The organism is Sphingobacterium sp. 40-24 (genome assembly GCF_001899705.1).
GTDB lineage: Bacteria > Bacteroidota > Bacteroidia > Sphingobacteriales > Sphingobacteriaceae > Sphingobacterium > Sphingobacterium multivorum.
Genome location: NZ_MKWH01000018.1, coordinates 128,992 through 148,341, shown reverse-complemented (window position 1 = coordinate 148,341; position 19,350 = coordinate 128,992). Strand labels below are relative to the sequence as shown.

Sequence of the window (19,350 nt, the reverse complement as noted above, 5' to 3'; positions counted from 1 at the left end):
AACAAATACGGTCAATTAATGTTCGTGCCCACCTGTATTGCTCATTTTGGCATTGATAAAAAAAGCACCCTTCACAACAATTTTTGTTCCAGCAGGCACTTCTGTAACCGGGGTAATCGCCGTATATCCCAAAGCAGATACGCCTTTTTGAATCTCAATTTTTTCAAAATTGATGTTTTTAGCCTGTTCTTCTCCATGCTGCCCGGCTTCTTGCTCATTTTTATGTGCATGTTTTGCTTCACCTTCATCGTGCGCATGCCCGTGATCGTCATGCCCCTCCTCATGCTCTTCCGGTTTCTTGTTGGTCTCCACAAAAATATAATACTTGCCGTCAGCCTCCACGATTGCGTCATTCGGAACAGCCGGAGTCCGCACATTTTTGACACCGATCATACCCGTAATGTTCATCCCATCAATCAACCCCACTTTGCTGCCCACAACCGTACTGTGTACAGCGATGGTCTTGCTGTCATTTTCAAATGAAGATCCAATTGTAAAAACTTTAGCGGTATAGGTCTTATCCGGATTGTTGGTCAGCTGAAAGTTGATGAGCTGTCCGACTTTAACCAAAGGTAGATCCTTTTCAAATACCTGCAGATCCAAATGCAACAGACTATTGTCAACAATCTCGATCACCGGAGAAGAGACATCCACATAACTCCCTATTTTCGCAAAAACATTACTAACTGTTCCATTGATAGGGCTTGTTACGGCCAGTGAAGTTCGCATATTGGACAGATTCACGCTATTGGGGTTAATACCCATCAATTGGATCTGTTGTTGCAAGGAAGCCTTTCGGGCCCTTAAACTGTTGAAGTCTGCTGTTGCGGCCTGCAGATTTTTCCGTGCGCCTGCATTGCCTTCATTGAGTTCCTGTTGCCTTGCCATTTCTTGTTCGGCCAAGGTAATCTTACTTGCCAGGGATACATATTCCTCCTGCAATTGTACAAACTGGGGGTTGATAATCGTGGCGATCACCTGCCCCTTACGCACATTGTCCCCCAGCTGCACATTCAATGTCTTTACAACACCACCATAAAGCGCCGTCGCATTGGCTTTATTGTTATTGGGTACACTCAAAAGTCCATTGGCCTTAATGGTAGCTGTTAGTTCCTTCTCTTCAATCCCTCCAAAAACGATTCCCACAGCCTTTATTTGTGCAGCACTCAATGCCGCCACCGTAACCGGCCCTTCCTCATGCTCCGCTTCGGCTTTGGGTACTTCCTTTCCTTCCGGTTGACCTTTACGCTCGGACTCATTAGAACCGCAACCGTAAAAAACAGTAACGGCTACACATACGATAAATATCTTTATGAAAACTTTCATTGTTGCCTTATTTGTTATTGAAGTAATTATATTGAATTGCTGATTGATTATACTGATTGAGGACTTCTAAATAATTCTGGCGAATGCCAATGGCCTGACTTAAAAATTGGCTTAATTCAGCAAAATTGATCTCCCCCGTTCTATAACCCAAACTAGCTGCTTTAATAATTGCATCAGCTTGTTTTAACCCCGAAGACTCGTAAAATTGCAGTAATGCACTATTCTTGTCAATCTCAGCAAGTGCATTCCCTTTATTTGTTTGGAATACCTGTGTTTCATATTCCAACTTACGCTGTTGAACTTCCATTTCAGCGTTGGCAACCTTCACTTTACTTTTATAGGCACCCAAGCTAAAGACCGGGAAGGATGCGGAGACCGAGAATCCCGATAATGGATCTTTGGCTCCCCAAACACGTTGGGAGAAAAATCGACCCGAGAACTCAGGCTTATTGGTATTTTTCTGAACACTGATGTTTGATGAAGCGATATTTACATTTTGCTGCTGTAAAACCAGTAAAGGATGCGCCGTTTCATCTGATGGACTTGCGTCCACGACAATCTTCTCCAAGGATTGATCCAATGGGAGCATCCACTCATTACGGTCTAACAACATCATCAATTGCTGTTGCTGAATAATGATATCCTTTTTGTTTTGAACAAGTTGTGCCTGCAGCTCTTTCAGCTTTGCTTCAGCCGCGATCTTATCCAGCGCAGCTACGTCACCTGTTCTAAAGCGAAGTTCAGTTGCTTTGAACATGGCGGTATAGATACTATCCAACTCCATGTACAGTTTTTGGCGATCCTGAAGATACCAGAGCTGAAAATAGGCTGTCCTCACGTCTTTGGTAATCGCAGTTTTCAATACATCTGTATTTAGGTTCGCATATTTTAGTTGTTCTTTAAAATACGCCTTACGCGCAGTGTAGAGTCCAGGCCAGGCAATACTTTGCGTTATACCAATTTTCAATAAGCCGGCCTTATCCGTAGGACGGTAATCTTCATTTTCTGCAAAAATCCCGGTCTTGGGAATTTCAGTCGCCGTCTTAACATTGAAACCAGCGCCCACGATTTCAGCCTGGTTGATCTGAAACTGACGATTGTTCTTCAGCGCAGTTTCTACAGCTTCTGTGACAGAAATGCGCTCCTGTCCAAACACCTGAGATCCCAAAGCCATAAATAGGAAAGCAAGAATTGTGACGATGGTCTTAGCACCTCTACTTCGTTTCATATTCAATTTAGAATTAAAAATTATATACAATAAGGGTAGCACAAACAAGGTCAGGAAAGTTGCCGTTACCAATCCGCCAATAACAACCGTTGCCAAAGGTTTCTGAACTTCAGCGCCGGCACTTGTACTTATTGCCATCGGTAAAAAGCCCAGTGAAGCCACGGTCGCAGTCATGAGTACTGGACGCAGACGAGTCAACGTACCTTCTTTAACGCGTTGAAAAATATCATCGACACCCTCTTTTTTCAACTGATTGAATGTCCCAATTAAAACGATACCATTGAGTACGGCTACGCCAAACAAGGCAATAAAACCGATACCGGCACTAATACTGAAAGGCATGCCGCGCAACATCAACGCAAATACACCCCCTATAGCACTCATTGGAATTGCAGTAAAAATAAGCGTCGCCTGCTTAAAGGAATGAAACGTGAAATACAACAGCATAAAAATAAGCAATAAGGAAACTGGCACAGCAATCAACAAGCGTGAGCTCGCCTTCTGTAAATTCTCAAACTGCCCCCCATAGGTGAAATAATACCCTGCAGGAAGTTTTACATTTGCAGCCAATTGTTGTTGGATATCTTTTACGACGGTTTGAACATCACGCCCGGCCACATTAAATCCAATCACAATTCTTCGTTTACCCGCTTCGCGGCTGATCTGGGCCGGCCCCAATTTATAATCAATGGCAGCGACCTGAGAAAGCGGAATCTGCGTACCCGTATCTGTAGGAATCATCAGATTACGCACATCATCAATGCTGTTTCGATGCGTTGTATCTAACCGGACGACCAAATCAAAGCGACGTTCATTTTCATAGATCTGTCCCGTGCTTCGACCGGCAAAAGCAGTACTCACCACGTCATTGACGTCCTGAATTGTCAAGCCATAATTTGCAATACGGGTGCGGTCATAAACGATATTGATTTGTGGGAGGCCGGATACACGCTCCACTTGTGGCGAAGTCGCCCCTTGAACGGATTGAATCTGCGCGGCAACCACATTGGCGTAAGCGGCCAGCGAATCGATGTTTTCACCGAAGATCTTTACAGCAACATCCTGACGGATACCCGTCATTAGTTCATTAAAACGCATTTGAATAGGTTGGTTTTTTTCGAAGAAGACACCCGGAATTACTTCTAGTTTCTCCAGAATAGCGCTCCCCAGTTCTTCATAAGAACGGCCCGACTTCCACTCTTTTTGAGGCTTCAATACCACCATAATATCTGTCGCTTCCGGTGGCATAGGGTCTGTTGGTACCTCAGCAGCTCCTGTTTTACCGACAACCATTTTCACTTCATCGAACCCTTTGATAATCCGGGATGCCTGCATCGAGGTTTCGATACTTTGCGAAAGTGAGCTTCCCTGGGGAAGTATGCAATGGAATGCATAATCACCTTCCTGCAATTGTGGAATAAATTCGCCTCCCATATTCTTAAAAAAGAAGGCCGACAAAGCAAAAATGGCAACGGTTAAACTCACGATTAGGTATTTAAACCGAATGGCTTTTTGTAATAAAGGCTCATAAATACGTTGTAGTCCCGCAATCATCCGGTCGCTCAACGTTTTCTTGTCGCTGTGTTTTTTCGGCAGGAACAGAGCGCACATCATGGGGATATAGGTTAACGAGAGAATCAATGCCCCGAAAATAGCAAACCCAACTGTTTGTGCCATTGGACGAAACATTTTCCCTTCAACACCCACTAATGTTAAAATTGGAATATAGACAATAAGAATAATAATCTCACCAAAGGCTGCACTGGTACGAATCTTTGAAGCAGACTCAAATACCTCATGGTCCATTTCGGCCTGGGTCAATTTCTCGGTAGACTTTCGTAAGCCTAAATGGTGTAGTGTAGCTTCCACCACAATGACGGCTCCGTCTACAATCAAACCGAAATCTATCGCGCCCAAACTCATTAAATTGGCGCTTACGCCGAAGACGTTCATCAGTCCAAGTGCAAATAGCAGCGCCAGTGGAATTGCCGAAGCAACGATAAGACCCGCACGCAAATTCCCAAGAAATAAGACCAGGACAAAAATGACGATCAGGGCACCTTCAATCAGATTTTTTTCAACGGTACTTATCGCACGCCCAACGAGGTCTGTCCGATCCAAATAAGGCTCTATAACCACATCGTCAGGTAGCGACTTTTGAATAGTCGGTAGTTTTTCTTTCACGCGGTTGACCACCTCATTGCTGTTTTCACCCTTTAGCATCATGACGACACCTCCCACAGCATCAACCTCACCATTGTATGTCAAGGCACCATAGCGCACAGCATGACCAAAACGTACATCCGCAACATCTTTAACATAAATCGGTATTGCTCCTGATTTTCGGATGGCAATATTTCTGACATCTTCCAAGGAGGTCGCCAGCCCAATTCCCCGAATAAAGTAGGCATTCGGTTTTTTATCAATATAGGCACCACCTGTATTTTGATTGTTTTTCTCCAGGGCAGTAAATAGCTCTGGAATGGTGATATTCATCGCCTTAAGTCTATTCGGATCAACAGCTACTTCATATTGTTTGAGCTCACCACCGAAACTATTGACCTCGGCAATTCCAGGTGTGCCATAGAGCTGACGGGCAACAATCCAATCTTGCATGGTGCGCAAATCTTTTGCGTTGTATTTCTTTTCGCTTCCCTTTTTGGGATGTATAATATATTGATATACTTCTCCTAGTCCAGTACTCACTGGAGCCAGCTCAGGTTTACCAATACCTTGTGGAATCTGATCCACCGCTTCTTTTAAACGCTCACCAATCAGCTGACGGGCAAAATAGATATCTACATCATCGTCAAAAACAACAGTAATGACAGAAAGTCCAAAGCGCGAAATACTCCTGATCTCCTCAATTTTGGGTACAGTTGCAATACTTTGTTCAATTGGAAAAGTAACCAATTGTTCCACTTCCTGCCCGGCAAGCGTTGGACAAGAGGTAAAGATCTGGACTTGATTATTGGTAATATCGGGAACGGCATCGATTGGCAGTTTCGTTGCACTCCATGCCCCCCAAATGATAAGCAACAAGGTCATTAAACCGATAATGATCTTGTTCTTAATGCTAAATTTTATAATATGATCTAACACAATTATACGTGATTAATGCTTAAATAATAGCTCGTTAGAATAGCTCATCTTTTGTCGTAATACCATACAACAAGCGTATTCCGAGCACAAAGCTGAATAAAGAACAGCATAGCATGCTCTATCAGATCTGTTTCTAGAATTTTTACGAAAAATTAAGCATTAACCTTTGGCGGCTGCCAGATGCTCCCAAAATAACTGGAAACAATCGCTGTATTGAGGACAGGATTACGATTATCAAAATAAATTGAAACCGGGACACCATCTATTTGCGGAAATTGATACGCATAAGCCGTTATATTTCCACTACAACAATTGCAATAGCAGAAAATCGAACAGGCATCGGACGCGTCATCATTATGGTTATGAGTTTGGTTTAATTGTCTTTCCATAGCAGTCTGCTCGCAGCGATTGGTAGAATCACTGCAGGGAACAAAAGAAAGTCCCATAATATATGCTATCAATATGAAAACAATTAACCTCATGAATGCACAAATTTAAAAAAATAAATTAAAATCTCCGCTTAGTCTCAGAAATCTATTGCGATCATCACATCCTATTCTTCCTAAAAAACAATGGAACAGTTGCCCTCTATCGAACGCTTTTCTTAACCTTAAATCCACACAAAAACGCATAACCCAACAAAGAACAATCACTCGATACTAATATTAATTACAAGTAAATTATTATTCAAATAAAACGAATTGTAATTTACAGAAAAACAGCATAAAACATGTTTAAACAGCTTTAAAGCAGCAAATAGTTGTATTGTAGATATTTCTCTACAAGAAAAATAAGATAATACAAATACGTCATATTAAGTAAAATGCTATTTATATAATTGCATCGATAAAAAATAATAGCAACAAAAAAAGCAATCGTATACCACATTTTAAACATAAACAGGCATACACCTGCAAAAACAGTACAACAAATAAATCAATAACTAAATCAAAAAATCAATAACAAAACAAAATGTCAATTAACATGAATCTAATCCCCCATCACCGACTGACTAACCTGTTCATGCTGGGTTGCAGTGCTTTCGCACTTAGTCTCTACTCCTGTAACAAAAGTGGAGAAAACACCGCATTGACAGGAGAAACTGTCGTTAAAGTCAATCTTTCGGGTGTAAAAGCTTACACTGAAACGGACAACAATGCTGTTCAAAAGCAAGCATCTGCAAAAGCTTCACGCACATCAATCGATGCACCTGATGTACAGGAAATGACAGTACCGCTTGAAAACGGTGGTTCTGTCGACGTGGTCCTAACAAACAATTCAGCGATCACAAAAAGCCTCGTCGCTTCGTCCACCCCCAAACTAGCGGCTGTCCAGACACAAGAGAAGCCATTGGACAAAAACGTTAAATATAAAGTTGTTGTCTATGACAACCAAGGCGCTTACGTAACGGAAAAGATTTATAGCTATGGTGAGGAAGCTACTGCTGCAGGTATCGTTCTTGACGCTGGAAAATCTTACACGTTCATTGCCTATTCGATCAATAGTACCACAGCATTACCGGGTATCAACAATCAAAATACACTGTCCACTGCCAGCTTAGACAATATAAGTGGTGATTTGATGTATTACACGGGCACATTAACGTTAAAAAGTGGTGTAAATAACTTAAATGTTGTATTAAAACACCGGTTTAGCCAAATCACCACAACATTGACCATGGATCCAAGTATGACCGGAGCTATTACTCAAATCGGGACTGCCGTATTAAAACCTAGTCATGGTAGTGCAAATTTGAAATTCTCAGACCAAACACTAACCTACAATGGCTTGAACAACGCAGGCGTGACCACGCAATTCCCGACTTTAGGAAATGGCCTGCGTACCGTGATCAGTAACCCCTCTTTATTGATCCACCCGGCAACCAGCAATGGAACACTGATGCTCGGTAGTCTAACACTGGATGATGAGACTAAAACAAACATCACCATTCCAAATGTTAAGATCAATCCCGGACAGAAATACGATCTGAAACTCAATTTCAGAACCTGCACACAAAATGTAACCAGCAATGGCCTGGACTGGAGTTATCCGGCAACTACATCGGGAGGTAAAACGGGTATTATGAAAGATGGAAAATTCTATGCCAATGGAACGACAATCGATAGAAATTTCACTGCCCCAGCGGCAGACTATGGCTTTGTTTTCGACATTACCGAACTGGACAATGCATTTAACATGGAAGTAAATGGTGTCAAATTGGCGAAACAAGAAATTCAATTTGAAGTGGGTGCCTCTTCTGCTCAAAACATCCAGTTTGTTGATGGAAGCAAATACGCAGGCAACAATATTGAAACTGGTAAAAGAATTGATCAGGTCTACAACATGAAAGGTACAAGTGCAGCCCCATTGATCAAGCTTGTCATCAGCAGAACTGGCCAGGTTACCATGTTTGGTAGCAAAACATCCGGCGGTCCTCTATATGAACTTAAACTCGTTAATGGCAACAGCTTCAACACATTCCCTTGGAGTGCAACACAAAGCAACACCGTAAAAGTGACCCAACTTGTTGATGGACGTACAATTATCAAAGGTGTAGGTGCTGGAAAGAAGAAAATCCCTTGTCAGTAGTCACCATTAGTCAATAAATAGAATCAATAATCTTAAAAATTAAATACACGCTGAGCATAACAATAGAAATTCAGCAAGGATAAAAAAGGTATTATGGAAAAGAAATTAGCATACATCGCCCCTCGAATAAACATGACGACGATAGAACTTGAACAAGGTATCGCCGCCGGTTCGGCATACGCCAGACCAGAAGATGCCAACAGCGGTAAAGTGAGCGAACAATGGGAAGTAGGTTCAACAGACAATAGAAATATCGACTGGTAGACCATTTCCGGCAAAATAAAACGCCACCTTCTAAATGGAAGGAGGCGTTTTTATATATTAATCTATAGGAATTCAACATCATGATAGCCCCCGAGGAGCTACAATAGAATTTAGAGAATAACCTGTAGTCGTTGCGGCAAATCTTCAATCTTTGAAAGACTCAATTGCTTCATAACCTGATACAAATGTGTCTTGAACATATTGATTGTATGTTCCCCACCTTCATTGCCCAATGCGCCAACGCCATACATAAATGGTCTTCCCATAAAATTGAAATCCGATCCAACCGCATGGGCGCGGGCTAGGTCAACTCCCGATCGAATACCACCATCTAACATGATTTTTATCTTATTTTTATATTCTGGGTTGCTCGCCAAATGGATCAATGAATTGATCGAAGATTCACTTGCGTCGAGCTGTCGTCCACCATGATTTGAGACAATGACTCCATCCACGCCCAATGCGATAGAAGCCTGCATATCTTCGTCGGTGGCAATCCCTTTAAGCACCAATGGCCCTTTCCAAAGATCGCGAATAGCTTTAATTTTCTCAACATCTACCTTACCGGTAAATGTTCTATTCATAAACTGTCCCAGCTGCGCTAAATCAAGACCTTTTTCCATATAAGGCTTCAATGTTGCAAAAGAAGGAATTCCATGTCTTAATGTTTCTATCCCCCAAGTTGGGCAGGCAAAAGTTTGCAAGATATTGGCGATACTCATTTTAGGCGGCATAGACAATCCGCTTTTTATTTCACGATAACGAAGTCCAAAAGCAGGAACATCGACCAAAACTACCAATACGGGACATTCAACAGCCTGTAGACGTTGAATAATATCATCGCGCAACCTGTTTTCTGTCGGATGATAGAGCTGGAACCACGCTTTCCCATCAGATACCTCGGCAATACGTTCAATACTACTTGTTGATACAGTACTCAAAATATAAGGAACATCATTTTTTGCAGCCGCTTTCGCAAGAATCTCTGGCGCATTCGGCCACATCAATCCCTGAAGTCCAATAGGCGAAACCCCAAAAGGCGCACTGTAACGGCGACCGAATAGTTCGACCGAAAGGTCTATTTCTTCACTCGCAAGCAGATATTGAGGCTTCAACAGAATATTATCAAAATCGTTTTCATTTCTGGCAAGGTTCAATTCTTCATTGGCTCCTCCGGTCAAATAATCAAATGCAAATTTGGGAATCCTTTTCTTCGCTTTAATCTTTAGATCTTCAACAGAAGGATAACGGGTATTATATATAAATTTCTGGCTCATGATTGATGTATTATTTATAAGCAGTCTACAACTGCGCGCCAAACTTAGATAAATTGCTTTTCAAATGCAAGCTAATTATAGTTAATATAAAAAAATCTGTCACACATTTCTGCGGTAGCCCAACTCGGCACCTCCACTTACAGGTAGATTTACCCCTGTAATAAAGCGCGCTTGGTTTGACAGCAGAAACACACAGGCATCAGCAATGACATCACCGTCAGGACAGTATCCAAGCAAATGAATATCCTTCAAAAAGTCAAAAACCTGTGTCGGCTGTGGTTGCTCCAGTGTCCATTTGTTGAGCATGGGTGTCATAACAGCTGCAGGCATAACCGAATTGACACGTATGCCGACAGACGCATAGTCTATGGCCATCGATTTTGTCAACGCATTGATAGCCCCTTTTGTGGCAGCATATGCCGCATGGTTCTCCTGGCCTATTTCCCCTACCAAGCTACTCGTATTTAGAATACAACCGACAGATTCCTTTAAATGGGGGTAGCCATACCGTGTAGTCAAAAGAACACTTTTCATGTTGGTATCCAGTAACCTTATCCATTCATCGTCCGTCGTTTCATGCAAAGGTTTTGATGGACTTGCCAAGCCAGCATTGTTATGGATTGCATCAAGTCGCCCAAAAACAGCAACGGTCTTTTGGATAGCTGATTCAACTTCCCTGGCCTGCGTGACATCCGCACAGATGCCCATATGTGGTGCCCCGATCAGTTCAGCTGTTTCATTCACGGATGTTTGATCGAGACCAATAAAGGCAACCTTTGCCCCCGCTTTGACATAGGCTTTTACACATTCCAAACCGATTCCAGCACTTCCTCCGGTAACCAATATGATTTTATCTTCTAAGATTTTCACGTTCTATTATTCTTGTATTTAGCATCAAGTTCCAAAGCATTGGAACAAATTAAAAAATCAGTTGAAAATTACATATAAAATCACGACAATAGCGAGTAGCAATGTCGACAAAATGCGGTAACTCCCGATACCCGACCAGGCTTTACCCCGAAGTGGGTCCATGGGATTCTTCCAGTACAAATCCCGACTTTGTGCAGTGTGCTGCACGGGATACTTATACGATAATAATACCTGAAGTACCATACAGATCAAAAACAGATAAAAAGCCATCATCATAAATGGAGTCTGACCTATCCACGAGTCAGGCAGCAGCTTGTTCAGCAAAAATACGGCAACCCCCAAAACAGAACCTATCCACAAGGTAAGTTTTGCAGCTATTGCCGATGCCCCTTTCCAAAACACACCTAAAAGAAATACGCAGGTTATTGGTGGCGCAATGTGTGCTATCACATCATTTATGCCGTAGAAAATACTCTCATAGCGATCCAATAGTGGTAAAAGAGCCAAGGAAAATCCCATGGCAATAACTGCAGCAATTTTCCCGATACGAATCAACTGACCATCGGAAGCGGCAGGTTTCCGCTGTCTAAAGATATCGTAACTCACCATGGTCGATATCGAATTTAGCGCACCCGATATCTGGCTCATTAAACCCGACAGGAGCGCTGCGACCAAAACACCGATCAATCCAGAAGGCAAAAGTTGAGTAATCATAAGTGTATAGGCACCTTTTGAATTGACCTGCCCTTGATGGTCCACGCCCAGACTGCTTAAATCCAATTGACCTGTTCTAAACAAGGTATATGCAAATAGGCCTGGAAGCACAAAAATAAAAACAGGCAAGATTTTTAGAAAACCACAGAAAAGAGCACCCACACGTCCATGGTTTTCATCTTTCGCCCCTAAAACACGCTGAACAATGGTCTGATCGGCACACCAGTACCAAATACCCAAAATCGGATAGCCAAACAAAACGGCATACCAAGGCATTCCACTTCCATCGTTACTCCCACGAAGCATGGAAAGACGATCAAGGGCATTGTCCTGTTCCAGTACAGCTTTCATTGGCGTCCAACCGCCCATCTTGTCAAAAGCCGCAAAACTGATAATGAAAGCCCCCGCAAGCAACACTATTGTCTGGATAGATTCCGTCACCACAACAGCACGCAATCCGCCCAAAATCGTATATATTCCAGTTATCACACAGATTACTGTAATACTCAAATACATATTAAATCCAAAAAGTGTGCGCAGCACAATCCCTCCGGCCAACATCGAAAAAGCGATATGAATAACAATTGCCGATAGTATAGAGATAAACGTAAGCCAATCTCTGCTGGCACGATCATAGCGCCGTTCCAGAAAGTCGGGCAAGGTGGCAACACCCGACTTGAGGTAAAATGGCACAAAAAAAAGCGCCAGTAAGATTAAAGTAAAGGCCGCCATCCATTCAAAGTTACCATTAAGCAAACCGGTATCGAATCCGCTCTGTGCCAAACTGACCAGATGGACTGTTGAAATATTGGTTGCAAAAAGCGCTAGTCCAATGGCTGGCCAACGAAGTGTCTTTCCAGCCAAAAAATACCCCTCTGCACTTGTTTCCTTGACTTTCTTAAATCGCACCGATCCTGCCAATACGCAGACAACTAAAATCAACAGTATATAAAAGATGGCAATACCTAAATCTAAATTTCCTAACATAATGTCAACTTATAACAAATCACAACTGCTTCCCACATCCATTGGGGTACGATAAACGCCGCTCTCTATCGCCACTGGGTGTACAAAATGAGACTTTAGATGCGGAATATGCTCCAAAAACAAAGCCTCATGCCCCAAGCTTATGTGGTTAAATAAAACCAGGTGCTGATGGAGCTGCCCCATATCCCCAACATGTGGTACAACAGGGATATTATATTTTCGACAAAGTAGACTCACGGATATAAACTCGCTTACGCCACCAACGCGAACAGCATCGACCTGTACAAATCCCGTCGCACCCATTTGAAGATAATTTTTAAACAAAATGCGGTTCGGCACATGCTCACCCATGGCAACTTTTATCGGCGCAATATGTTCGGCCAAGCGTTTATGACCAACAATGTCGTCCGGGTGTGTCGGCTCCTCTACCCAAAACGGGTTCATCTCTTTAAGCTCTTGACAGATGGATAGCGCCTGCGGCAGCGTCCATTGCTGATTCGCGTCGAGCATTACTTTAGCTTCATCACCAGCAACCTCACGCACGATATGCGCACGACGAATATCCCGCAAGGGATCTTCACTGCCCACTTTGAGCTTCATTGCGGAGAAGCCGTTTTCTAAAGCACGCTTACAATTCTCCCGTACCTTTTCATCAGAATAGTTAAACCAGCCTACTGACGTATCATAGCCCACATAGCCCTTTTCAATAATCCCCATTCTTTTATGACCTGTAGCCATATTTGACTCCAGTAAGCTGATGGCCTCCGCCTTTGTCAACTCATCTTCCAAATAGGAAAGATCCAGCGTATTGACAATCTCTTCGGCGCTGAGGTCGGTTAACAATTTCCAAAGTGGAACTCCTCTCGTTTTAGCCCAAAGATCAAAACAGGCATTTGTTACCGAAGCTAAGGCCAAATGAACAACCCCTTTATGTGGACCCAACCAACGATACTGCTGTTCATTGCTCAACCTATTAAACAATTGACCAAAATCTGCCATAAGATCCTCAATTGGAATCCCTTTCAGTCGTTCGGCATAAAAAGCTGCGGCACGACAGACCAGCTCGTTCCCTGCACCCAGTGTAAAAGCCAGACCTGTCCCAACGCGCCCCTTATCATCGGCCAATCGGGTCACTGCATAAGAATAGATCGGATCTTTGTGTATCGCATCACTGCCTGCACCTGTAGCCAAAGGAAATCTTCGATCCTGAATATCAAACGTCTTTATCATAAAATCGTAACGTGCTTATTTTTAGTAGTTAGGTTAATTTATTTTGAATTATAACTTTAATCTCTCTTTTAATTTGCGTAAAATGTCAACATCCGAATCCTTTATGCGCCCCATTCGATTGGGACCAACGTTTAAGATCAGGATATTGTCTTGCGCAGTTGCGGTCTGATAAATCCCCGCAAGCTCTTCCAAAGACTTATACTTCTTGTCTGTCGTGTTATAGAACCAGCGTTCTCCAAGTACCACTGTTGTCTCAAAAGGCATATAGTAAGTGTTCCCCTGTGCCATAAAAAGCTTAGGGTCAGGATCGACCGGAAGATAAGGGTCGCCTAGCCTAAAGTCACTTGGAAAATAACGTATTGGGTAATAATTCTGCTGGTCTTTCGGCAAAACAATGTGTTTGTCCGTATTCTCAGGCGATCCGATGCTCCAGTTTATACCAATTTGACATCCAGGAACCTTTTTCTTGATTAAATTATAGATCTCCTGCGTGGGCCATCGATAATTCTCTTTTTCCCAGCCTCCATCCAGCCAAAGCTCAACGATATCCGTATACTTTTTGGTCATATCCACCAGCTCATTGAGCTGGTTCAACATATATTGATTATACGCTGCATCTGCAGACCTGTCTTTAACATTGGGGTTCTGCTTTCGGTCCCATAAAGAATAATACAAGCCAAGGCGCATTCCCTGTTTGGCGCATTCCTTAGCCAGCTCCTGTACAACATTTGTTGCGTTCGAAGAGTTCGCTACATCATAATCCGTATACTTGCTATCCCATAAACAAAAACCCTCGTGGTGTTTCGTTACCAAAATCATGTACTTCATCCCGGCTTCCTTTGCTGTCGAAACCCATTGTTTAACCTCAATTGCTGATGGAGCATATGTGCTGGCGAGTTTAGATCCGTCTGTCCACTCCTGATCATGAAATGTATTCATGCCAAAATGAACGAACATGCCATATTTTCGGTCAATCTGCTCCCGCTGATATGCATTGGGCCGTACCGATGGAGCAGGTACAATAGCCTTTGTTTGAGCACCGACATGTATACCTAAAACAGCGAGTGCCAAACTAAATAATATTTTTTTTCTCATGGCTACATTCTATTGGTTATTACTGCGTTTATTAATTTTCTCTCTTTAGTCCGTATGGAATACTTCCGCCATATCAGACCAAATCTCCCCTTTCTCCTGTGCATCGGACAAGGGTTGCTGACAAGGATCCGTTTCCTTCCACCAGCGCTGTGTCTCTGGATCGGAAGCCATTTTTTGCATATCAAGCTTGATATTTTGTCCTGCATATTCAAAATAGCTGAAAAGAAAAAATTGACCATCTATCTCCTTCAAAAAAATAGAATAATTGCGGATATGACATGCCTTGATCTTTCGAAGTACTGAGGGCCAAACTTTGGCATGAAGCTTTTTATAATACGCTACTTTCTCGGCTTTCAATCCTGTTATGGATGCATAGCGAGTCACGGAGCGACTGCTCTCTGTAGACCGGAAGGCTGTTGTACAGAGTACGACCAAGACGATCACAAGGATGTAAGGATACAATTTAGGATACATAAGTTCTGCGTTATTGTATAATTATACGTAGTTGTATGGTACTACTAAATTACGCGCTTAGCAGGACGGAGACTACTGCTAGGTTGCTCATTTCTCCCACTATATTAACAATTTTACACATGTTTACTTATTTTTAAGGCAAAATAGGCTATATTGCCTGTTCTTAATTTAAAAATAACCAAACACATGAAACCTGTTTTCGCCAAAATTTTGGAAGGTGCAGCTATCACAACTTTTGCGACCAAAGATGTGCAACGCCCATTCTTCTCAACCGAATTTCATTTTCATAGCGCCTGCCAGATGACCTATATTGTGGAAAGTGAGGGAAAGCGGATTATTGGCGACAATGTGAGTAACTTTGTTTCCGATGAACTTACTTTTGTAGGACCTGATCTGCCACATGTCTGGCACAATAACACTATAAATTGCGCAGGCTCTACCATTGCGGAGACAAAAACTTCCCGTTCTTTAGCCTTGTATATAGAACCTAAATTAATGATTAAACTTTTGGGGCATTTCTTTCAAACACACAAAGTCGAAACCTTCTTTTCGGTCTCCAAACGCGGTCTCCTATTCCGTGGCGCAACAAAGGAACAATTGAAGGTAAAGCTAAAAAAGATCGTACAGCTGGATTATGGCTTTGAAAAAACTATTTTGTTACTAGAGATTATCGAATTGATGTTATCGACAGATGAATTTGATTACATTTCCAGCGCTGGATACACCCACAACTATAGCCCTATTGACAATAGTAAAATTGACAGCATCTTTAAATTCGTATTTAACAACTATACCGGAGAAATTCAATTGGATCAAGTTGCGCAGCTCGCTAATATGTCAAAACACTCCTTTTGCCGTTACTTCAAATCCCGTACGCAGAAAACCTTCGTCCAATTTGTCAATGAGGTTCGCATTAGTGAATCCTGTAGATTGATTGTCGAAAACAAGCATCAAATCACACACATTGCTTATGCCTGTGGCTTCAACAGCCTTTCAAACTTCAATAAAATTTTCAAATCAATTAAAGGGATCACGCCAAGCCAATATAAGTCCCAGATATGTTAGAAAAGCGTCAAAACAAAGTTGCACTAATCAAAATTGACACGACCAAGATCTACACTAGCAGGACCATTCAAAAGCTTTCCATTCATTCCGAACCGTGAACCATGACAAGGACAGTCCCAGGACATTTCGGATGGGTTCCAGCTTACTGTACACCCCATATGCGGACAGACTGAGTTTACAGCATGCAACTCCCCTTCCATATCCCGACAAATAGCCAGTTTTCTGTCCCTATAGTGAACAATTTTACCTTCCGCTGGCTGTAAGCTTTCGACCTCCTTCAGCGATTCAGCCGAAAATTTGTCCATGATAAAATGTTTTGCAGCATTGACACCTTCCGATAATACCTGATGTGCGCTCGCAACAGGTTTGATGCGGCTTGGTGACAGCAGTTCAGCCAGCGGATTCTCCTTTCCTTCCAATAAGTCAGGGATCACAAGTGACGCCATTGATCCAAATGTCATTCCATTACCGCCATAACCGGTGGCTATATACACATTATTTTCATTTGGCATACTGCCGATAAAGGGTAAGCCATCGGCTGAATCATAATATTGCGACGACCAACTTGCAGTAAGTTCATCATAGTCGAAATGCTGATCAACCCAAAGTTTTAGGTCGGCAAAATGTTGCTCTGTTTGTTGGTCGTCGCCAGTTTTATGATCAAAACCACCCACGATAAGGTAATGTTCTTTATCAGATCGATGATACCTAAAATAGTGGTAGGGATCATACAGATCCGCAGCTTGTCCCAATGCTTCAGGTTCCCCATGAAGCTTTAACGTCAGGACGTAACTTCGATAAGGTGCCAGTAAAAAATTGAATCTGTTTTTGCCTGGTGGCACATGGGTAGCCCAAATGATATTCTTTGCCGTATAAACCTCTTTTCCACTCAGCTTCAATTTGACCCTTCCATCTTCATTGCTATAGGCTTCAATTCCTCGACCCGTCAATATTTCGCCGCCCTCACGACAATAGGCTTCGATCATGCCCGCAATATATCTCATGGGATGAAATTGTGCTTGTCCCTCAATGCATATTGCTTTTTCGAAAGGTATATCAAAAGGTATGGTTTCGACATAATGAGTAGGCAATCCCAATTGCTGATGGGCCGCGTAAATTTGCTCAAGCTGCTCGTTCTGTCCAGATTCTGCGCTAAAGAGAAAAAAGTCACATGTCGAATATGCACACTGTATGGAATATTTGGAAATGTTATCTTTTATATAATCTAAGACCTCAAGCGTCGCATTCAGAAGCAGCTGAGCGGGATCCTTTCCAAAATTTTCAATAATCTCATTGTAAGAAGCGTCATAAAAGTTATTGATATGGGCGGTGGTTCCTCCGGTTGTGCCAAACCCTGGATTCTCCTTGTCCAACAGTAGGCATTTTATGCCTCTATTCTGAAGTTCCTTGGCCAATGTTACACCAGTTATACCCGCCCCCACAACAATGGTATGGAAATCTAAAATGGCAGGGTCAGTCGAAAAATTTTCAATGTCAACATCCTGCCAAAAGCTCTTGTTCGTTCCGTCACGCTTCATAGTCATTATATTAAATTCAAAGAATCAGTCTTTGCTTTATTGCAAATACAACACGTCCAAGATAAGAACCATGCTATTCCACTTTCGTTTTAGCGGTTAAATACGTAAAAAAAAGAAGAAGTACGTCTTCCTTTGCGCCCCCAAACCAATGTATAAAATAGGCTGTTCCTTCATGAAATAACGAAGTGCTTCATTGCACCTTTAACACGATATACATTATGAAAATAAACGCGAAGGATTACGTCAACTCCATTTTACCGAGTTGGGTAAAAAATAAGAAAATAATTATTACTGGCGGCACCACCGGGATTGGCCGGGCGACCGCCCTAATTTTAGCCGCGATGGGTAACGATATTTTAATTTGCGGCCATCATCAAAACCAGTTGGACGATACGCTCCGTGATTTTAATCAATTGGAATGCACAGGTAAGATAGAAGGGATTGTAGTAGATCTGGCGACGGAAGAAGGCATACACATGCTCTTCAGGACATTTGACGAACAATATGACCGTTTGGATATTCTCATCAATAATGCGGCCATAGCCTTTCAGTCGGTTAAGGACGGAAGTTATTCGGATCAGGCCTACCTCCTTCGCACGAATGTGCTGGCCTATTTGGCTTGTACCCAAGCCGCGTTGTTACGGATGGAACCCCGCGGAACAGGACATATCCTTAATGTCGGATCAATGAGTGCAGATGTACGCGAAGCGCAGAGTTCTGTCTATGTCTGCTCGAAAGGAGGTATTCAAGCATTTACAGAATCGTTACGGAAGGAAGCCAATCCCAAGGGTATCCAGGTGTCGCTTGTTGAACCTGGATCAGTTGGAACAGATATGCAACCTTTTTCACCGGAGGAGCAGCAGGAAAAAATTGATCATTTAGAAATGCTCTATGCCGAAGATATCGCGCGTACCATAGCTTATATCCTATCTCAACCACTACGTACTTCCATCGTGCATACACAGGTTAAACCTTTGAGACAAATCATATAAGTCATCTGCGATTTTATCAACAAGAAAACAAATCCACTTAGTTGAACGTCCTTAAAAAAATTTGTGTCATGAGAAAAAAGAAAAACTTGTTTGAACGATTCTCAAACTGGGCAACGCATGCCACCGGTAGTTCAGCCGCATTTATTATCGCAACTTCGACGGTGATCATCTGGGCCGTGAGCGGCCCCATATTCAATTATTCTGAAACCTGGCAACTGGTCATCAATACAGGTACGACCATTGTTACTTTTCTAATGGTATTTCTCATTCAAAAATCCCAAAACAAGGATTCCAAAGCAATCCACCTGAAACTCAATGAACTGATAGCGTCCCATGAAGGCACCAGCAACCGAATGGTCAATCTGGAAGACTTAAGTGAAGAGGAATTGGATCAGCTCGCTAAGTTTTATGCGCACGTGGCGAAGCTCGCTCTGGAAGAAAGGGATCTTACCTGCACACACTCTATAGATGCCGCAAAGGAAAACCATGATTATAAAGTAAAGGTTCAAAAAGAAAAACACAACCGCTCAGCAGATAAAAGACCGAACACCACGGACTAGTATTCAGCTTATTGATGATAAAAAAATCCCCTTGAAGGG

At 42.4% G+C, this 19,350-nt stretch carries 15 protein-coding genes; 5 read left to right on the top strand and 10 right to left on the bottom strand.

The genetic code is table 11. The features are described 5' to 3' along the window. Positions 1-15: 15 nt before the first annotated feature. The 3 genes from BGP15_RS06610 to BGP15_RS26925 all read right to left on the bottom strand — a co-directional run bounded on the left by BGP15_RS06610 (position 16) and on the right by BGP15_RS26925 (position 6,138). A complete protein-coding gene (locus BGP15_RS06610; RefSeq protein ID WP_286751841.1) occupies positions 16-1,326 on the bottom strand; it encodes an efflux RND transporter periplasmic adaptor subunit in 1,311 nt (436 codons plus the stop codon). Positions 1,327-1,333: 7 nt separating this feature from the next. Beyond that, entirely contained in the window at positions 1,334-5,656 is a 4,323-nt protein-coding gene (locus BGP15_RS06605) for a CusA/CzcA family heavy metal efflux RND transporter (RefSeq protein ID WP_286769032.1), read from the bottom strand. 152 nt (positions 5,657-5,808) lie between these two features. Next, positions 5,809-6,138, bottom strand: coding sequence for a DUF6660 family protein (locus BGP15_RS26925; RefSeq protein ID WP_313240106.1), 330 nt, complete (start codon positions 6,136-6,138; stop codon positions 5,809-5,811). Between the two features lie 502 nt (positions 6,139-6,640). Between BGP15_RS26925 and BGP15_RS06600 the strand changes: the two genes are divergently transcribed. Then, positions 6,641-8,245: a hypothetical protein gene (locus BGP15_RS06600; protein WP_286769031.1), complete on the top strand. Its 1,605-nt coding sequence runs from the start codon at positions 6,641-6,643 to the stop codon at positions 8,243-8,245. A gap of 132 nt (positions 8,246-8,377) precedes the next feature. Next, positions 8,378-8,509 (top strand): hypothetical protein, encoded by a 132-nt coding sequence (locus tag BGP15_RS06595; protein ID WP_256603458.1) that lies wholly within the window; start codon positions 8,378-8,380, stop codon positions 8,507-8,509. 110 nt (positions 8,510-8,619) lie between these two features. On the opposite strand, the gene BGP15_RS06590 is transcribed toward BGP15_RS06595, so the two are convergent. The 6 genes from BGP15_RS06590 to BGP15_RS06565 all read right to left on the bottom strand — a co-directional run bounded on the left by BGP15_RS06590 (position 8,620) and on the right by BGP15_RS06565 (position 15,156). Next, positions 8,620-9,786 carry an alpha-hydroxy acid oxidase gene (locus tag BGP15_RS06590; RefSeq protein WP_286769030.1) on the bottom strand — a complete coding sequence of 389 codons (1,167 nt, stop codon included), beginning with the start codon at positions 9,784-9,786 and terminating at the stop codon, positions 8,620-8,622. 99 nt (positions 9,787-9,885) lie between these two features. Continuing rightward, positions 9,886-10,656 (bottom strand): SDR family NAD(P)-dependent oxidoreductase, encoded by a 771-nt coding sequence (locus tag BGP15_RS06585; RefSeq protein ID WP_286769029.1) that lies wholly within the window; start codon positions 10,654-10,656, stop codon positions 9,886-9,888. A 57-nt stretch (positions 10,657-10,713) separates the two neighbouring features. Next, the gene (locus tag BGP15_RS06580) at positions 10,714-12,357 is read right to left on the bottom strand and encodes a sodium:solute symporter (protein ID WP_286769028.1); all 1,644 of its coding nucleotides are present in this window, start codon (positions 12,355-12,357) and stop codon (positions 10,714-10,716) included. A gap of 9 nt (positions 12,358-12,366) precedes the next feature. Further along, a complete protein-coding gene (locus tag BGP15_RS06575) occupies positions 12,367-13,587 on the bottom strand; it encodes an enolase C-terminal domain-like protein (RefSeq protein ID WP_286769027.1) in 1,221 nt (406 codons plus the stop codon). Between the two features lie 48 nt (positions 13,588-13,635). Further along, positions 13,636-14,682: an alpha-L-fucosidase gene (locus BGP15_RS06570; RefSeq protein WP_286769026.1), complete on the bottom strand. Its 1,047-nt coding sequence runs from the start codon at positions 14,680-14,682 to the stop codon at positions 13,636-13,638. Positions 14,683-14,727: 45 nt separating this feature from the next. Continuing rightward, positions 14,728-15,156, bottom strand: a complete 429-nt coding sequence (locus BGP15_RS06565) for an L-rhamnose mutarotase (RefSeq protein ID WP_286751833.1) — start codon at positions 15,154-15,156, stop codon at positions 14,728-14,730. Positions 15,157-15,342: 186 nt separating this feature from the next. Between BGP15_RS06565 and BGP15_RS06560 the strand changes: the two genes are divergently transcribed. Next, positions 15,343-16,221, top strand: coding sequence for an AraC family transcriptional regulator (locus tag BGP15_RS06560; RefSeq protein WP_286751832.1), 879 nt, complete (start codon positions 15,343-15,345; stop codon positions 16,219-16,221). Positions 16,222-16,244: 23 nt separating this feature from the next. On the opposite strand, the gene BGP15_RS06555 is transcribed toward BGP15_RS06560, so the two are convergent. Further along, positions 16,245-17,765, bottom strand: a complete 1,521-nt coding sequence (locus BGP15_RS06555; RefSeq protein WP_286769025.1) for an FAD-dependent oxidoreductase — start codon at positions 17,763-17,765, stop codon at positions 16,245-16,247. Positions 17,766-17,977: 212 nt separating this feature from the next. Between BGP15_RS06555 and BGP15_RS06550 the strand changes: the two genes are divergently transcribed. Both BGP15_RS06550 and BGP15_RS06545 read left to right on the top strand, forming a co-directional pair. Further along, on the top strand, positions 17,978-18,751 hold the full coding sequence (locus BGP15_RS06550; RefSeq protein ID WP_286769024.1) for an SDR family oxidoreductase: 774 nt from the start codon (positions 17,978-17,980) through the stop codon (positions 18,749-18,751). Positions 18,752-18,819: 68 nt separating this feature from the next. Beyond that, complete coding sequence (locus BGP15_RS06545) at positions 18,820-19,311, top strand: low affinity iron permease family protein (RefSeq protein WP_286751829.1); 492 nt, start codon at positions 18,820-18,822, stop codon at positions 19,309-19,311. The last annotated feature ends 39 nt before the right edge of the window (positions 19,312-19,350 follow it).